This window comes from Paenibacillus sp. J22FR5, assembly GCF_059691975.1.
In genome coordinates this window covers 175763-191644 of sequence record NZ_JCAUAN010000002.1, presented here as the reverse complement: position 1 = coordinate 191644, position 15882 = coordinate 175763, and the positions used below count along the sequence as shown (strand labels likewise).

Genomic DNA, 15882 nt, shown 5'->3' with positions numbered 1-15882 from the left:
TACTTGTATTAAACACCTGCATAAGAATGCAGTCCTGCAATCACTAAGTTCACACCTACTAATGTAAACATAACTACGATAAAACCAATAACCGTTAACCAAGCGGATTTCTTACCTTGCCAGCCTTTGGAAAGACGAAGATGGAGGAATACCGCGTAGAACAACCAAGTGATCAGAGCCCATACTTCCTTCGGATCCCATCCCCAGAAACGTCCCCAAGCCTCTTGTGCCCAGATCATCGCGAATATGAGTGCTCCTAGTGTAAAGATCGGATAGCCTATCGCAATCGCGCGATAACTGATTTCATCCAGGTCTTCAGGATCCATTCCCTTCACAATCGGACCAATCGCTGCTCCTAATGGTTTACGAGCCACCAGACGTGCTAGCACATAAAGGATAAGACCACCAAGAATAGACCAAATCACTGTGTTTAATTTGCGACCTGCGCTTGCCCCTTCCATCCAAGATGGAGCAGTGAATAACGGTTCAGTCATACCTAGGAACGACTTCATGTCTACCACTTTCGTATCATACGGTTGAACAATCGGAGGCAATACATAGGTTTCCGTTGTATGATTCGTTTCCTGTACACCCTGAGCATTCGTGACAATCAGATCTTTGGAGAATACAGCTTTGTACCCTGATCCATTAAATGTAAAAATCGACGCGATAAATGCGACAAGCATTAAGATGAAGAAGAGGGTAAGCTCAACACCTTTTTGCTCTTTTTTATCGTTCTTCGTCGTCCCTTTATAGTCAACTGCACGAAGGAGATACATCAAGCCACCGGCAAAACCTACGGCGAAGAAGGCTTCCCCTGTTGCTGCGGTTGTAACGTGAATTTTAAGCCAATAGCTCTGCAAGGCAGGAATCAATGGCTGTACTTCACTTGGGAACACAGAGGCATAAGCGATAATGATAAAACCGATCGGTAAAGCAAAGACTCCTAATACAGGTGTACGATAAATGAGATACACGATCAAGAAGGCGCACATGATCATCATCCCTAAGAAGGTCATGAATTCATACATATTGGACGTTGGGATATGATCCCCCTCTGCCCATCTAGTAAAGAAGAACGTCACATGACACGCAAAGCCGATGACGGATGTTAGAAAAGCAACAAATCCCCACTGCTTCGTGTGATCTTCCGGCTTCCGGTTGCTCCACTTTTTACCGGTAATCGAAAGGACGAACAGAAAGAATGCGAGCAGATAGATGAAAAATGCGATAAGTAAAAAGGTACTGCTGACAGAGTTTACATTCACCCCTGGTTTCCTCCATTTGCTAATGTTTTCGGTGAAACTTCAAAACCATTCTTATTCAATGCTGCTGCAACTTCATTTCGTAAGCCAAACCAGTTCTTGTTCGTGTGACCACCGAGTGTAAGCTTGCCATCATCAATTCGAATCCAAATGCGGCGGTGCTGCCAGTAGAAGCCCATGATGACCCCGATCATAAAGATAGCGGCTCCTACCCAGATATACGGCATAGCCTTATCAACGCGAATGTTCAAGTAAGTTGTATAATTTGCAAACTGAACACCTTCCATGGAACCAACTGCGATTTTCAACTTCTGGCTAATCGCACCGTTAATGGTATCTTGCGAGAAGGTTTCTTTATCAATTTGCCGAGGGAAATACAGATAGGGTTCACCTTTTTCGGCAAGGCCTGGTCCTGTGATACTAAAGATAAAGGCAGGTGCTTTCGGCTCATTCGACTTGGAAATCGGTTGACCATTCTCGAGTCCGAACTCCGGGAAAAACCCTTTCAATGTAAGCTTATAAGGCCCAACTTGATAGGAATCCTTGGGATTATTCATCGGTAAATCGAAGCTGCCATAACTCTCACCTGTTGTCGGATTACTAAGCGTTGGCTTCACAGAGATCAGCAGCGGTGTCGCTTTGTAATCAAACTGATAGGCTTGAAGCCCTTTATAATCCATCGGATGATTCACTGTGATATTGGATTTATCGACTTCTTCCAAGACGGGTGCACCCGAATTCACATCACAGTTCGCCGTACAATGATATAAGACGGCTTGCGTTTCATACGTCTTAGGAACAACCTGCCCTTTCGCTTTGATGCTTGCAGGAAGATCCTGCTCATCATAAAGCGTAAGTGTAAACTTCTCATTTTTGATGTAATACGAGGTATATGGGATTGGCTTCGTTTCGCCTTCCAGGATGCCCATGTATTGATCCATATGCCAGCCAGGAATACTCCGCATTAGCACACCAATTAGGAAAATGATGAGTCCAATATGATTGATATAGGGACCCCAGCGGCTAAAACGATATTTCTCAGCTAGAAGTGCAGATCCATCGGTATGTACGCGGTAATATTTTTTGCGCAAAAGTGCGCCTAACTTGTTCGTCCACTCAACCTCATCCGTATCAGCAGGCAAGTCAGCTACGAGTGTAACATTTTGCCTAACTAGAAAATTGATGTGCTTGCGAATTTGCTGCTTTGACAATGCCCGGTACAATGGGAGTACACGATCCAGACTGCAAATCACGAGTGAAGTCCCAATCATGAATAATAACGTAATAAACCACCACGAGCTGAAAGTATGGGAGAAGCCGAGATAGTGATAAATGCTTCCTAGTTTGCCATAATTTTCGGTGTAATATTGGGAAGGATCCATGTCCAGAAACGTATTTTCTTGTGGAAAAATCGTACCTACCGCCGAAGCCAGCGTTGTAATGAAAATGATCCATACTGCTATTTTGACCGAGGAGAAGAAATTCCAGACTTTATCGAGCAGGGATGGATTCGATTTCTGAGAGCGGCGAGCCATGCCATCATAGCGCATTTCCAGAATGTCTCTGCCATCGACATCGATCAGTGGATTGCCACACGATTCGCACAGCGTAGTGCCTGTGGGGTTCTGATGCCCGCAATCGCATTTGGTATTGTAGAACATGATGACCTCCTAAAAACGTTGAGCATGCATATGAATTACGATTTACTAACCAAACTAGACAACGTCTCATCAATAAAAGACTCTTCCATCTGGCCTATTTTTTTCACAGCAATCTTGCCATCTGCCCCTACGAAAAAGGTAGTTGGATAATCCATGACACCATACAATTTACGTACAACCTCATTGGCATCCAGCAGCACTGGCATGTTTAAGTTGTACTGTTCCATGAAGCTCTGAACCGTAACTTTGTTCTTGTCCACGTTGACCTCTAAGAAAACAACACCTTGACTCTTATACTTGTCATACATCTTCTGAAGATCAGGCATTTCTTCTTTACATGGTGGACAAAACGTGCCCCAGAAATTCACCAGCACGATTTTACCCTTATAGTCGGAGAGCTCGTGCGTTTGACCATCTAACCCAATCAAGGAAAAGTTTGTAGCTTTATCTCCCTGCTGTGGGTACTTCTTGCTGGCTGAAGCAGACAAATTAGTAATAATCGTAAACACACCAATAATGAGCACGATTGCAAAGATCCCAATCTGTACCCACTTCTTATTTCGACCCACTGATAATCACCTTCGCTTTTTCGACAATGTTAGTTTTTGCATATCGAATTATACCCTTATTATAACGAAAAGAAGGCCAATTCTTATTGGCCTTTTTGAACGTTATGTGTCCTTAGAGCTTCGTTCCTAAGCTCTTCAACCTCTTTGGGTGTCAAGTGGCGATACTTCGCTCTTGGCAGGCCTGTTAAGAAGATGGGACCAAATTTAATCCGCTTTAATTTGATAACCGGAAACGAAATCGCCTCAAACATCCGTCTGACTTGGCGGTTTCTTCCTTCATAAATCGTGATCTGAATGATCGACTCATTCTTCTCCATATTCACATCGGCATACTCGACCTCTGCAGGCGCAGTCATGCCGTCTTCTAACTGTATGCCCATTTTGAGCTTATCTAATAACGTGCCGTGCGGCACCCCTTTTACCGTCGCTTGATACGTCTTCGGTACGTGGTGCTTCGGATGGGTGAGCAAATGTGCAAATTCACCATCATTCGTTAGAATAAGCAGGCCTTCTGTATCATAATCCAAACGACCGACAGGATAAACACGTTCTCTAATCCCTGGCAAGAAGTCTGTGACAACTTTACGTCCTTCTGGATCAGTTGCACTTGTAATTACACCTTTGGGCTTATTTAAAATGACATAGATCTTCTTCTGTTGACCTATTGCACGTCCATCGACCCTAATTTCATCTTCAGCTGTATTCACTTTCACACCCAGCGTCGTGACGACTTCACCGTTCACTTGCACGCGTCCCGCTGTAATGATTTCTTCACATTTCCGGCGGGATGCGATCCCAGCTTCGGCTAATACCTTTTGCAGTCTTTCCATTATCCGCTTTCACCTCAAGTTAATGATAACGGACTTAACCGCAAATCTCAAGCGGCAACCCACAATAACTGACAGAAGGTGACAGAATGATGGCATACACGATTTATGAAAATACCAAATAACAAATAAAAAGGGAAGCAATGAAGCCAACTGCATCTGAAATCAAGCCAACTTTGAGGGCGTAACCTGCTTTCCGAATGCCGATCGCGCCAAAATAGACCGTAATCACATATAAAGTCGTATCCGTGCTCCCTTGTACCGTTGACGCGATGCGTCCAATCATGGAATCAGGGCCAAATTGTTCAATCAAATCCGTTGTAAAAGCTAAAGAGCCCGCTCCGGTAATTGGCCTCAAGATAGCTAACGGCAGCACCTCTGTTGGCACACCGATGCTTTCGAAAAAAGGCCGCATCCAGCCAATCAACATGTCCATCGCGCCGGATGCACGAAACACCGAGATGGCAACCATCATGCCAACAAGGTGGGGTATAATTTTGATCGCCGTATCGAACCCATCCTTGGCTCCCTCTACAAACGACTCATAGACAGGAACCTTGCGATAGGCTGCGTAAAGGGGGATGAAAACAATCATGATCGGGATTGCCCATGCCGATATGAGCGAAACGAGTGCGTACATGCAGGATCATCCTTTCAGCGGAGGGATAGGTGAGCGCGATCTGCGATACCATCGATCCACGAAAATGGCCGCTGTTGTTGAGATAATGGTCGCAATGAGTGTTGTGCCTACGATTTCTGCTGGGTTCATCGAATTGAAATTCATCCGAATGGCGATAAGCGTTGTCGGAATCAACGTAATACTTGATGTGTTGAGCGCAAGAAGCGTACACATCGCCGCACTCGCCTCATCCTTATTCGGATTCAGCTTCTGAAGCTCCTGCATCGCTTTAATGCCCATCGGCGTGGCTGCATTTCCTAAGCCAAGGATGTTTGCACTCATGTTCGACATGATATAGCCAAGTGCTGGGTGATTCTTAGGAATGCTTGGAAAAAGGAAGCGTACTGCGGGCTGAAGAAGTTTGGCCAGCTTGATTAAAATACCCGCATCTTCCGCTATACGCATCATCCCCATCCAGAATACCAACACACTAATTAATCCAAAACACACTGTAACGCCATTCTTTGCACCGTCAAAAGCCGCTTGCGTTACGGATTCTACATCTCCATTGATGGCCGCGACGATGAAACCAACGACAATAAAAAACAGCCATATCCAATTCACCATAGGTTAACACTCCTTACCCCTTTTGCTCGAATCGCGTTCCCCACTTAATCCGCCCATATGGATCCCGATATGTTGAAAAGACCCTGTACAAGCATCCTGCAGATGTAACCATACCGTGTCACCATCGTTTCCTGATAAGGCTTGCTGGACTGAAAAGAAAACGTCGCTTTCTCAGGTACTTGCAGCAGCGGATTGGTCTTATCATAAATCGGAATAGTCTGAACGAGCTTATTTTTCAAAGAAATCTGTAGCGATCCACGCTCAGCTAACCTATATTCAGTCGACATCGGATCTACCAAGGTCACTTGTTTTGTTAAGCTAGCATACTCCCCTTCTGCTAATGGATAATTGAAAGTTCTGCTGGCTACCCATGGCGTACCTTCGATTGCATCTCCCTTTTTCACAAGGGTTTGCAACGGGAAATTCTTAAAGCCGTACTGGAGCAGTCTCGCGTGGTCCGCCCAGTCATCCCCATCATTCAAAGTAACTACAACAAGCTGCTGTCCGTCACGCGTTGCAGAAGACACTAAACAGCGCTTAGCCAGCTTGGTGTAGCCTGTTTTCACACCATCAGCACCTTCAAACATGGAGAGCATTTTGTTTTTATTCAGCCAGGAGTAGTCCCAAGGCTCATTCGGATTGGGAACTTTCTTCAGCTTCGTAGATACGATATCTGCAAATACACTATTTTTCATCGCATAAGCCGTCAGCTTGGCCATATCATTAGGACTAGAACGATGACCCTCACCCTCGTCTAGTCCGGAAGGATTCGTGAAATGAGAATGATCCATGCCCAGACTCATTGCTTTCTCATTCATCAGGTAGACAAAGCCCTCTACGCTGCCTCCAATATGCTCAGCGATTGCAGTCGCGGCGTCATTGCCCGAGCGCATCATGAGTCCGTAGAGCATGTCATGGAGTCGCATTTCTTCTCCCAGCTTTAAGTAAATCGAAGAACCTTCTTTCCCGAAAGCATTTTTACTAACTTTGACCATGCTATTCAGGTCCCCTTGCTCAATCGCAATAATGGCCGTCATAATTTTGGTCAAACTGGCTATACGCATAGGCGTGTCCCCTTTTTCGCTATAAAGGACACGCCCTGACTCCACATCAATAAGGGAAGCTCCAACCGCATTGGTATGAATGGCTGGCGGCGCGGCTTGTACATTGGTCCATGGTGCAACAAGCAAACCAAGTATGGCACAGCAAATGAAAATGAACATGACTTTAGTTTTCATCGGTTTCGATTTCCCCCTACACCTACGAACTTGTACACGTTTGGCACACTTTCAACTGACAAAACTTTGTACAAGTATATGCAGGTGGACGGGGGATATGTCCGAGAATTGGTTGCATATTCTAGAATAAGAGAATGCAGGCATGACACAAAAAATAGCCTGTTGAATGAATCAACAGGCTAAACAAGATAACAGGCGTCTCCGCCTTTTGTATCGAATTTGATTTTTTCTTAGTAAGCCGTCCAGCCCGCATCAGCCGTAACAACAGTACCGTTAACAAAGCTTGAGTCATCTGAAGCCAAAAATAGAGCAACCTTTGCAATTTCTTCTGGCTCACCGTTACGTGGGTTTAACCCCATCCCAGTCATCGCTCTTTCCATACCAAATGGATTTGGTGCAGTAAGCGTTGTTCCAATGTTCGTACTCACGCCGCCAGGGGCGATTGCATTACAGCGGATACCGAGATTGGCATATTGAAAACCGACATTCTTCGTAAAACCAACTACCGCATGTTTAGATGCAGTATAAGCTGCACCCGCTCTGGACCCTTGTAATCCTCCTGCCGAAGCAATGTTTACGATCACACCGCTTTTTCTCTCTGTAAAGATCGGAAGAACTTTACGTGTTGTTCGCATTACACCTGTTGTATTAATCGCAAAAATCCGCTCCCAAAGCTCGTCCGTCAAGTCTCCAGCAGGAACAAAGTTGTCCATAATGCCAGCGTTATTAATCAAAATGTCCACAGTGCCGTATTCCTTAACAGCCGTATCTATTAATTGCCCAACATCCTCTTCTTTCGCTACGTTAGCTGCAATGGCGATTGCTGTTCCGCCGTTAGATTCAATCCCCATGACAACTGTTTGAGCCGTCTCTACGCGAAGATCAGAAACGACAACTTTAGCTCCCTCTGCTGCAAACAACTCCGCGATTGCTTTTCCCATGCCTGATGCTGCACCTGTAACGATCGCAACTTTTCCAGAAAGTTTCATGTGTAATTCCTCCAAATGTTAGATATTTTGAGTACGAATTAATCACTGAATGTGCATATAGAACTTCTTTCACTTGGAGTATAATAGAGTATCAAGAGTGAAACAATCAATAAAAAATGAGCATTTGTTAGCTAACGAACAAAATTATTGTTTTTGTTCAATAAAGCCAAGAAGGAATGAATCGACATGTCTGAAAATAGTAAAAAACCGGATCGTCGTATCCTTAGAAGTAAAATCGCTTTAAGAGAAGCTCTACTCTCTTTAATGTCGCATAAGACCTTTGCTTCTATTTCCATAACCGAAATCGTAGAAATTGCGAACTATAATCGGGGAACATTTTATGCCAACTATGAAAGTAAAGAGGACTTACTGGACGAAATTATTACAAATTTAACTGGGCAATTTCTCCAATCCTTTCGTGCACCTTATGAAAAAGTTGAAGTGTTTCGCATTAATGAGCTGCCTGCCAAATCTGTCATGATCTTTGAACATTTTTTCCAAAACGCTTCCATTTATACCGTGTTAATGAAAAGTGATGTGTTACCTAAATTGAAAGAAAAAATGTTTACTGGCCTAAAAAAAATAACCCAAGAAGAATTAATCTATTCAGAAAAAGACAACGATATGGATCAAGAGCTTCTTAGCATCTACTCGATTAGCTCTTTACTAGGTCTCATTTTCCACTGGGTTGAAAGTGAATTTAATTATTCACCCTCTTATATGCAAGATCAGCTTATTAAAATCATTAACTGGCGGCCTACGGTCGCTAAAACGATTTTGAAAAGCTCACCCGATTAAAAGGTTTGCATAGAAAAAGCTGTCCTCAAAGGACAGCTCATAATGACCAGTTGCTACACGATAAAATTCTGATTCTCGATATTGGTGACATTGTTCCCTGCGGTCGTCGCCACTGGAGGCTTCGATGACATGCCTCTGATCATACTTTGGATCCTATCGACAACTTGCGGTGCAGAATCGATCAGACGCTCCAAGATATGCGTTTGGTTGTCCAGCGGCACGACTTTGACCCCATTTTTGCCAACGACAAGGAATGCAATTGGCGTAATGGACACCCCACCGCCGCTACCGCCACCAAAAGGTAGCGCAACTTTGGCATTGAGCGCATCGCCTCGGTTCATAGAACCGCCTTCGATTTCGATTTCGGAGTCTGTCACAAACTCACTACCGCCTGCAGCGAAGCCAAAACCGACTTTCGAAATCGGCATGATCACACTGCCATCTGGCGTTTCGACCGGGTCACCGACGATCGTGTTTACGTCGACCATTTCTTTTATATTTTCCATGGCGACTTTCATGAGGCCTTGAATCGGGTGTTCGGACATCTTCTTATTCCTCCTTAACGGTTTTCGCCATACGATCTGGCATCGAAATCTCAAGCAACAAAAGAACAATTATTGGTTCATTTCTAGAGTGCCCTTAGAGGCATGGGGTTATGTACAACTCACGAAGCAGGTTTAAATCTGGCTCTTGCCTTCAGTACAAATTGGATCCAACTGCGAATTCCTCCTTTGACTTTCGCTGCACGGTACAGTAAACGCACGCCAGAAACAACTGCAAACCATACGCGTATGCGCCCAGCGAAGCGGAATTCTGTTGCAAATTGTTTCTGATTATATTGTGGAATCACATCAATGCGCGGCTTCGCAGTTAGCTTCACATACCGGATCGAGAATCCGAGTAAAGACGACTTGATTCCCCAAATTGCCCCGGTCGTAATGGCCGTCTCAGGAGCATCGCCAAGTCCAACCCGCGTAATCCATTTGAGCTCCGTACATTCTACTTTAGCTAATGTTTGTTTCATCCAGCCATATAAATTCAGTGTATGCACGAGAACATCCTTCGATTGTTTATAAAAGGTGATGACTTTATCTTTCGTAATATGATCTTTCGTCTCATCTTTCAACTTGGCGTTATGTTGGGTTACCGTTTCTGACTTAATTAATATCCCCTGCGTAAACCCTTTAAACTGAATGATAGGGATGACATAACGGTATCGTACCAGTCCAAACAAACCCCGCATCTCCACTGAAAGCGTATCGTTATCCTTCACTCGAGAGAAATTAAATTCCCCGCGTAAATAGCTGCATAGCACGACGATAACAGCGATGATGACAATTACAATGGCCAATCCAACCCACAGCACCACTTACGCCTCCTTAACCAAAATAAACGACTATACCGTCCTTCTTGGACGGATACGTTTATCCAGAAATATAGCCGACTAAAAACTCCACCTGCAAGAATAAGTCTTCTCGCAGGTGGAGTTAGTATGACCTCTAAAAGGAAATGAAATGCATGTTTGGATAAGCTTTATGCTGTCACGATCTACTCCGATTGATCATCACTTAAATCACTTACATCTTCAAGCGTCAGTTGTTTCTGGTCTCCGCCTAAGCGATCGAAGAGCATCCGAGTTTCTTCTTCCAAGTCGAAGTTACCCTGAAAGCTTGCAGAGTCAGGCAACTCCTGAATCGAACTGAGACCGAAATATTCTAAGAACTGCTTGGAAGTTCCGTACAAAATCGGTCTCCCCACCGCATCCGCACGTCCAACCTCCGTAATCAAGTCTTTACCAGTTAATGTTGCCAGTGCGCGGTCAGACTTCACGCCGCGGATCTCTTCGATCTCGACTCGCGTGATAGGCTGCTTATAAGCAACAATCGATAGCGTCTCTAGGGCTGCTTGGGACAACGAAGATCGTGAAGGCGTATAGGCGAGTCGCTCAAAATAAGGTGCATGCTCGGCTAAAGTTGTGAGCTGATAGGCTCCAGCTACCTCAACGATTTGGACACCGCGTCCTTTACGTTTGAAATCCGTGCGCATATCTTTAAGCAAATCTTTAATCACATAGGAATCAATCTCCATCACTTCAGCAAGTTGCTTGAGATCTAGACCTTCGTCGCCAGAGGCAAAGAGAAGTCCTTCAATAATTGATTTCATCTGTTGGAAGTTGAGTGTCAAGGTCAGTCCCCTCCTCTTTGGCTTGAATGACGATATCATCGAACAGCTGATTCTGGTAGCACATAATTTTCTTCATTTTCATCAACTCAAGGATTGCTAGAAAGGTGACAACAATCTCTTCACGCGTCATCTCATAATCAAACAGCTTGGAGAATAACAGCTTACCGCCTTTTATTTTAAGCAAATCAACAACCTCACGAATTCGATCTTTCACCGAGATCTCATCACGTCGAATTCGCGCAACAACGTTACGATTGGCTAATTTACGCAGCGTTCGTTGAAAAGCAAAAAGCAAATCAGCGACATCGAGACCTTCCACAGGGTTCTCTTGTGTTTCAGGCAAATAAGGTGTTAAATCCTCCGGTTCCCGTGTATAAACGAGACTGCGCTCTACCTCTTTATCACGAAGCATATCGGCAATGGATTTGTATTTCCGGTATTCGATCAGCTTCGCAACAAGCTCGGCGCGTGGGTCTAACGAATCATCCATATCATCAAAATATTCGTCAAATTCAATGACAGGCGGCTTAGGTAGGAGCATTTTGCTTTTGATGGAGAGCAGTGTGGCTGCCATGACCAGAAACTCGCTCGTTATATCCAACTCCAACTCCTGCATAGCTTGTACATACCCAAGGTATTGATCTGTAATTTCTTTGATCGGAATATTGTAAATGTCGAGTTCATTTTTATCAATCAGATGGAGCAATAGATCAAGGGGACCTTCAAATGCTTCTAACTTATACGTAACCTTCATGTCGTTCTTCCCCTTGTCATAGTGAATAAAGATGCATGATTAGCTGTACGGCGTATGGATAAATGTGACTGAGAACCCATTGACCAATGGGGGTGACCATTAAAACGATTACAAGAATAAGTGCTTTGATTTCGTGCCTTGCCAACCATCGCTGTTTCGGAGGAGAGACAAGACCTTTCCAAATAAACCAACCATCTAATGGATAGAGCGGCAATAAATGAATGAGGCCGATCATTAAGTTAACGATGACACAATACTGCAAATAAACGCGCCATTGTTCCACGACAATCGATTCGGTTGCAGCACCGAGCAGGGTGGGTAAGAAGAAGTATAACCACCAAAAAAACAGAACAAGCACGAAATTCGTGAAAGGTCCCGCAAGATATACAAGCGTATGTGATAGTCTTTTATACTTGGGAAAACGGTCAGGATCGACCGGCATTTTCTTCGACCAGCCGTAAGGCCCGAAGACGATCATCGCCAACCCCAAGACATCTAAATGTGCCAAGGGGTTCAGCGACAAACGTCTGCCGTCACGAGCCGTTCGGTCTCCAAGCAGCCAAGCAACCCCAGCATGCGCTGTATCATGCAGGGTCATGGCGATTAGAAACGCGAACAGCCGTGGCAGCAGTGTTTCCAAATGATAATAAGACAGCATTAGGAAGTGAATTGCTTCGTCAAATTCGCCATTTCAATCGCAGTTACGGCAGCTTCCCAGCCTTTATTGCCTGCTTTCGTTCCCGCGCGTTCTACTGCTTGCTCAATGGAATCTGTTGTTAGCACACCGAAGATGGTAGGTACGCCTGTTTTCAAGTTAATCGCCGATACACCTTTTGCCACTTCGCTGCACACAAAGTCAAAATGAGGCGTTGATCCACGTATCACCGCACCAAGCGTAATAACAGCGTCATACTTGCCGCTTTCCGCCATCTTTTGAGCAATTAGGGGAAGTTCGAATGCACCTGGAACCCAAGCGATGTCGATTTCATTTTCATCCACACCGTGACGTTTAAGCGCGTCTTGTGCGCCTCCAAGCAATTTGGAAGTAATAAACTCATTGAAACGTCCTACGACGATCCCGTATTTTAAATTTTGCGAAATTAAATGTCCTTCATAAATCGTTGCCATGGTAAGAAACTCCCTTTCTGTTGAAAGCGTATTGGATTGAATGCTATTACAATTAAATGCCTTTGCCTACGTCTTTAAAACTCAGCATGTGGCCTAGCTTCAGTTGTTTGGTTTGCAAATAATTCAGGTTATCTTTTTTACTCTCCATTTGAATCGGAACACGCTCATCCACTTCAAGACCATAGCCTTCTAAGCCTTTAATTTTGCGCGGATTATTCGTCAAAAGACGGAGCTTTGTGATGCCAAGATCTTTCAGAATTTGAGCACCAATGCCATAATCACGAAGATCCGGAGCAAATCCAAGCTTAATATTCGCTTCTACCGTATCTAATCCCTCCTCTTGAAGGACATAAGCCTTCAATTTATTGATTAAACCGATGCCGCGACCTTCCTGTCGCATATATAATAATACACCATTGCCTTCTTCATCAATCTGTTTTAGTGCCGCCTCAAGCTGCGGACCGCAATCGCAACGATGAGAATGGAAGACGTCTCCCGTCAAACACTCGGAATGCACACGTACCAAAGTTGGTTTGGAAGGATCAATTATCCCCTTTACCAAAGCTACATGTTCTTTGTCATCCAGCTGATTCGTATAAGCAATCGCTTTGAATGTACCGAAATCCGTTGGTAGATCCACTTCGACTTCTCGCTTGACCAATTTCTCTTGTTGATTCCGATATTGGATTAAGTCCTGAATCGTGATAATGCAAAGATCATGCTTCGCGGCAATTTCCATCAGATCAGGAACTCGAGCCATGGTGCCATCTTCTTTGATAACTTCACAAATGACACCTGCCGGATACGAATCACAAAGAATCGCTAGATCGATTGTTGCTTCTGTATGACCCGCTCTGCGGAGAACACCGCCTTTTTTGGCGATCAAAGGGAAAATGTGACCAGGTCTACGGAAATCTTGCGGTTTCGTCATTGGATCAATTAAGCCTTGGATCGTTCTGGAACGCTCATGGGCAGAAATCCCCGTACTTGTATCGGTATGATCGACAGAAACCGTGAAGGCTGTGCCATGATAATCTGTATTGCGCGCCACCATCGGAGGCAATTCAAGCTCTTTGGCTCTGTCTTCGGTGATTGGTGCACAGACGAGACCGCGGCCTTCTTTGATCATGAAGTTGATTACTTCAGGTGTTGTTTTATCGGCTAGGGCGATAAAATCGCCTTCGTTTTCTCTATCCTCATCGTCTACGGCAATAATTACTTTACCTAATTTCAGATCCGTGAGGGCCTCTTCAATCGTATTAAATCGAATGGTTTGTGTCATATACACCTCTCCTAACTACTCCAAAATAAACGGCTACACTGTCCTTCTGGGACAGGAGCGTTTAGCAAGAAATTTAGCCAACTTATCATGTGAAACATATATATTCTATATTTTACATAAAGCCGTTATCTGCTAAAAAGCTTGCAGTCAGCGTGCTTTTCTTAGGTTCCCTGCTATGGGAAGTCTCTGAAGGACCGAATTTGAGCAGTCGCTCCATATATTTACCAAGAACGTCGCATTCGATATTGACCGTGTCTCCAGCTTTCTTGTCATGGAGAATGGTTTGCGCAAGGGTATGCGGGATAATCGAAACGGAGACATCCTGATCTGTGACATCTACAACAGTTAAACTAATGCCGTCAATCGTGATCGAACCACCAGCTATGATGTAGCGGAAAATATGCGGATTCTCCGGCGCAAACCGGTAAACAATAGCATTCTCTTCCGATATGCGGGAAAGGATCGTCGCCGTTGCATCCACATGACCTTGCACGATGTGCCCGCCAAATCGACCATTTGCTGCCATTGCCCGCTCCAAATTCACGCGTGTGCCGGATTGCAACTTACGAAGATTGGTCTTTCGATACGTCTCAGGCATCACGTCAACAGAAAACGAATCACTATCATAAGAAATAACCGTGAGGCAAACGCCATTTACAGCTATACTATCCCCCAGATGGACATCTTCAAGAATTTTTTTGGCGCCAATGGTTAGTACCATGGCTTGCCCTCCACTATGAATGCGGCGCATGTGGCCGATTTCTTCAACAATGCCGGTAAACATGCCACTCCTCCATTCTCTAGCTTTTATACATCGGATAGCCGGTCATACAGACGTCCGGCCCGAATTGCTCGACACGCAATCGGTCGAGTGTAATGGCGTCATCCATCTTCGCGAAGCCGTCGAAGTGGATGTTCACAGGTGCTGCTGAACCTCCGCCGATAATTTTCGGCGCAAACATCAGCACCAGCTTATCAATCAGGCGCCGCTCCAGCATGGCGCCGTTCAAGCGGCCTCCACCCTCGAGGAGGATGGAGCCGATCTCGCGCTCGCCCAGCTGCTGCATGGCGAGCGTCAGGTCCACCTGCGGGCCGTCCCCGCAGGTGAGGACCGTGATGCCGCGCGCTTCCAGCGCGGCAAGCCGCTCCGCGGGCGCCTGTGCGCTCGCGAGCAGGATCGTCGGCTGACGATCCTGCTCCGTGAGCACGCGGGCGCCGAGCGGGACTCGCAGCTGCGAGTCCGCGATGATGCGTACCGGCTGCACAGCCGGTACGTCACCGCGCGTGCTCAGCTGCGGGTCGTCGGCGATGACGGTGTCCACGCCGACAAGGATCCCCTGATGCCGATGGCGCAGGGTATGAACAAAATCACGCGACGCTGGGGATGTAATCCACTTGCTGTCGCCGGTTTTGGAAGCGATGCGACCGTCCAGCGTGCTCGCGGTCTTCATCGTCACGAACGGCATGCGTGTGACGATAAACTTGTTGAAAGCCTCGTTCAGCTGCGCAGATTGTTCGCCTAGTAAGCCTTCAACGACTTCCAAGCCATGAGCGCGCAGCTTCGCAATACCTGTGCCAGCCACTAAAGGATTCGGATCCTTGGTAGCGACTACGACACGTGTAACTCCTGCCTCAATGAGTCGATCGCTGCAGGGCGGTGTTTTACCGTAATGACTACAGGGCTCCAAGGTCACATAAGCCGTACTCCCCTTGGCTTCCTCTCCAGCCATTTGCAGCGCCAGAACCTCCGCGTGACCATGACCACGCTTCAGATGTGCGCCCATACCGACAATTCGGCCCTCTTTGACGAGAACACAACCTACGACAGGATTAATGCCTGTTTGTCCGAGCGCGCTTTCTGCCATCTGAAGCGCAAGTCGCATATAGGCTTCGTCGTTCAACACCTGCATGGATAATCACTGCCTTCCTAGTCCAGTCCTT

The 15882-nt window shown here is 45.6% G+C and carries 18 protein-coding genes; 1 reads left to right on the top strand and 17 read right to left on the bottom strand.

Annotated features, from left to right (window positions below):
• Window positions 1-8: 8 nt before the first annotated feature.
• The 8 genes from ccsA to AC58P7_RS04085 all read right to left on the bottom strand — a co-directional run bounded on the left by ccsA (window position 9) and on the right by AC58P7_RS04085 (window position 7795).
• On the bottom strand, window positions 9-1268 hold the full coding sequence (ccsA, locus tag AC58P7_RS04120; protein ID WP_497340135.1) for a cytochrome c biogenesis protein CcsA: 1260 nt from the start codon (window positions 1266-1268) through the stop codon (window positions 9-11).
• The gene (gene resB / locus AC58P7_RS04115; RefSeq protein ID WP_497340134.1) at window positions 1265-2926 is read right to left on the bottom strand and encodes a cytochrome c biogenesis protein ResB; all 1662 of its coding nucleotides are present in this window, start codon (window positions 2924-2926) and stop codon (window positions 1265-1267) included. Before resB ends, ccsA begins: the two co-directional genes overlap by 4 nt.
• 35 nt (window positions 2927-2961) lie before the next feature.
• Window positions 2962-3495, bottom strand: coding sequence for a redoxin domain-containing protein (locus AC58P7_RS04110; protein ID WP_497340133.1), 534 nt, complete (start codon window positions 3493-3495; stop codon window positions 2962-2964).
• A gap of 83 nt (window positions 3496-3578) precedes the next feature.
• Window positions 3579-4325, bottom strand: a complete 747-nt coding sequence (locus AC58P7_RS04105; protein ID WP_477595123.1) for a pseudouridine synthase — start codon at window positions 4323-4325, stop codon at window positions 3579-3581.
• Between the two features lie 103 nt (window positions 4326-4428).
• Window positions 4429-4962, bottom strand: a complete 534-nt coding sequence (locus tag AC58P7_RS04100) for a spore maturation protein (RefSeq protein ID WP_497240315.1) — start codon at window positions 4960-4962, stop codon at window positions 4429-4431.
• 6 nt (window positions 4963-4968) lie between these two features.
• The gene (locus AC58P7_RS04095; RefSeq protein ID WP_497340132.1) at window positions 4969-5568 is read right to left on the bottom strand and encodes a nucleoside recognition domain-containing protein; all 600 of its coding nucleotides are present in this window, start codon (window positions 5566-5568) and stop codon (window positions 4969-4971) included.
• Between the two features lie 44 nt (window positions 5569-5612).
• Window positions 5613-6791, bottom strand: coding sequence for a D-alanyl-D-alanine carboxypeptidase family protein (locus AC58P7_RS04090; protein WP_497340889.1), 1179 nt, complete (start codon window positions 6789-6791; stop codon window positions 5613-5615).
• A 245-nt stretch (window positions 6792-7036) separates the two neighbouring features.
• Window positions 7037-7795: an SDR family oxidoreductase gene (locus AC58P7_RS04085; protein ID WP_497340131.1), complete on the bottom strand. Its 759-nt coding sequence runs from the start codon at window positions 7793-7795 to the stop codon at window positions 7037-7039.
• Window positions 7796-7981: 186 nt separating this feature from the next.
• Between AC58P7_RS04085 and AC58P7_RS04080 the strand changes: the two genes are divergently transcribed.
• Window positions 7982-8593: a TetR/AcrR family transcriptional regulator gene (locus tag AC58P7_RS04080; RefSeq protein ID WP_497340130.1), complete on the top strand. Its 612-nt coding sequence runs from the start codon at window positions 7982-7984 to the stop codon at window positions 8591-8593.
• 53 nt (window positions 8594-8646) lie between these two features.
• Here AC58P7_RS04080 and ytfJ read toward each other — a convergent pair whose 3' ends face one another.
• The 9 genes from ytfJ to ribD form a co-directional block, all read right to left on the bottom strand.
• Window positions 8647-9138 (bottom strand): GerW family sporulation protein, encoded by a 492-nt coding sequence (gene ytfJ / locus AC58P7_RS04075; RefSeq protein ID WP_497340129.1) that lies wholly within the window; start codon window positions 9136-9138, stop codon window positions 8647-8649.
• A gap of 119 nt (window positions 9139-9257) precedes the next feature.
• Complete coding sequence (locus tag AC58P7_RS04070) at window positions 9258-9959, bottom strand: DUF2953 domain-containing protein (protein WP_497340128.1); 702 nt, start codon at window positions 9957-9959, stop codon at window positions 9258-9260.
• Window positions 9960-10141: 182 nt separating this feature from the next.
• Window positions 10142-10756, bottom strand: a complete 615-nt coding sequence (gene scpB, locus AC58P7_RS04065) for an SMC-Scp complex subunit ScpB (RefSeq protein ID WP_497340127.1) — start codon at window positions 10754-10756, stop codon at window positions 10142-10144.
• The gene (locus AC58P7_RS04060) at window positions 10740-11531 is read right to left on the bottom strand and encodes a segregation and condensation protein A (RefSeq protein ID WP_497340126.1); all 792 of its coding nucleotides are present in this window, start codon (window positions 11529-11531) and stop codon (window positions 10740-10742) included. The genes scpB and AC58P7_RS04060 overlap by 17 nt, the downstream gene beginning before the upstream one ends.
• A gap of 16 nt (window positions 11532-11547) precedes the next feature.
• Window positions 11548-12189, bottom strand: a complete 642-nt coding sequence (locus AC58P7_RS04055) for a site-2 protease family protein (RefSeq protein WP_497340125.1) — start codon at window positions 12187-12189, stop codon at window positions 11548-11550.
• Window positions 12189-12659 carry a 6,7-dimethyl-8-ribityllumazine synthase gene (gene ribH, locus AC58P7_RS04050; protein ID WP_497340124.1) on the bottom strand — a complete coding sequence of 157 codons (471 nt, stop codon included), beginning with the start codon at window positions 12657-12659 and terminating at the stop codon, window positions 12189-12191. The genes AC58P7_RS04055 and ribH overlap by 1 nt, the downstream gene beginning before the upstream one ends.
• Before the next feature lie 52 nt (window positions 12660-12711).
• Window positions 12712-13941 carry a bifunctional 3,4-dihydroxy-2-butanone-4-phosphate synthase/GTP cyclohydrolase II gene (locus AC58P7_RS04045; protein ID WP_497340123.1) on the bottom strand — a complete coding sequence of 410 codons (1230 nt, stop codon included), beginning with the start codon at window positions 13939-13941 and terminating at the stop codon, window positions 12712-12714.
• 112 nt (window positions 13942-14053) lie between these two features.
• Window positions 14054-14725, bottom strand: a complete 672-nt coding sequence (gene ribE, locus AC58P7_RS04040) for a riboflavin synthase (RefSeq protein ID WP_497340122.1) — start codon at window positions 14723-14725, stop codon at window positions 14054-14056.
• A gap of 16 nt (window positions 14726-14741) precedes the next feature.
• The gene (gene ribD / locus AC58P7_RS04035) at window positions 14742-15851 is read right to left on the bottom strand and encodes a bifunctional diaminohydroxyphosphoribosylaminopyrimidine deaminase/5-amino-6-(5-phosphoribosylamino)uracil reductase RibD (protein ID WP_497340121.1); all 1110 of its coding nucleotides are present in this window, start codon (window positions 15849-15851) and stop codon (window positions 14742-14744) included.
• Between the last annotated feature and the right edge of the window lie 31 nt (window positions 15852-15882).

Excerpts from the sequence above, each read along its gene's own strand:
- AC58P7_RS04105 (WP_477595123.1), bottom strand. The coding sequence starts at position 4,325 with ATGGAAAGACTGCAAAAGGTATTAGCCGAAGCTGGGATCGCATCCCGC.
- ribE (WP_497340122.1), bottom strand. The coding sequence starts at position 14,725 with ATGTTTACCGGCATTGTTGAAGAAATCGGCCACATGCGCCGCATTCAT.
- AC58P7_RS04090 (WP_497340889.1), bottom strand. The coding sequence starts at position 6,791 with ATGTTCATTTTCATTTGCTGTGCCATACTTGGTTTGCTTGTTGCACCA.
- AC58P7_RS04100 (WP_497240315.1), bottom strand. The coding sequence starts at position 4,962 with ATGTACGCACTCGTTTCGCTCATATCGGCATGGGCAATCCCGATCATG.
- scpB (WP_497340127.1), bottom strand. The coding sequence starts at position 10,756 with ATGAAATCAATTATTGAAGGACTTCTCTTTGCCTCTGGCGACGAAGGT.
- ytfJ (WP_497340129.1), bottom strand. The coding sequence starts at position 9,138 with ATGTCCGAACACCCGATTCAAGGCCTCATGAAAGTCGCCATGGAAAAT.
- AC58P7_RS04080 (WP_497340130.1), top strand. The coding sequence starts at position 7,982 with ATGTCTGAAAATAGTAAAAAACCGGATCGTCGTATCCTTAGAAGTAAA.
- AC58P7_RS04085 (WP_497340131.1), bottom strand. The coding sequence starts at position 7,795 with ATGAAACTTTCTGGAAAAGTTGCGATCGTTACAGGTGCAGCATCAGGC.
- ribH (WP_497340124.1), bottom strand. The coding sequence starts at position 12,659 with ATGGCAACGATTTATGAAGGACATTTAATTTCGCAAAATTTAAAATAC.
- AC58P7_RS04045 (WP_497340123.1), bottom strand. The coding sequence starts at position 13,941 with ATGACACAAACCATTCGATTTAATACGATTGAAGAGGCCCTCACGGAT.
- AC58P7_RS04060 (WP_497340126.1), bottom strand. The coding sequence starts at position 11,531 with ATGAAGGTTACGTATAAGTTAGAAGCATTTGAAGGTCCCCTTGATCTA.
- resB (WP_497340134.1), bottom strand. The coding sequence starts at position 2,926 with ATGTTCTACAATACCAAATGCGATTGCGGGCATCAGAACCCCACAGGC.
- ribD (WP_497340121.1), bottom strand. The coding sequence starts at position 15,851 with ATGCAGGTGTTGAACGACGAAGCCTATATGCGACTTGCGCTTCAGATG.
- AC58P7_RS04055 (WP_497340125.1), bottom strand. The coding sequence starts at position 12,189 with ATGCTGTCTTATTATCATTTGGAAACACTGCTGCCACGGCTGTTCGCG.
- AC58P7_RS04095 (WP_497340132.1), bottom strand. The coding sequence starts at position 5,568 with ATGGTGAATTGGATATGGCTGTTTTTTATTGTCGTTGGTTTCATCGTC.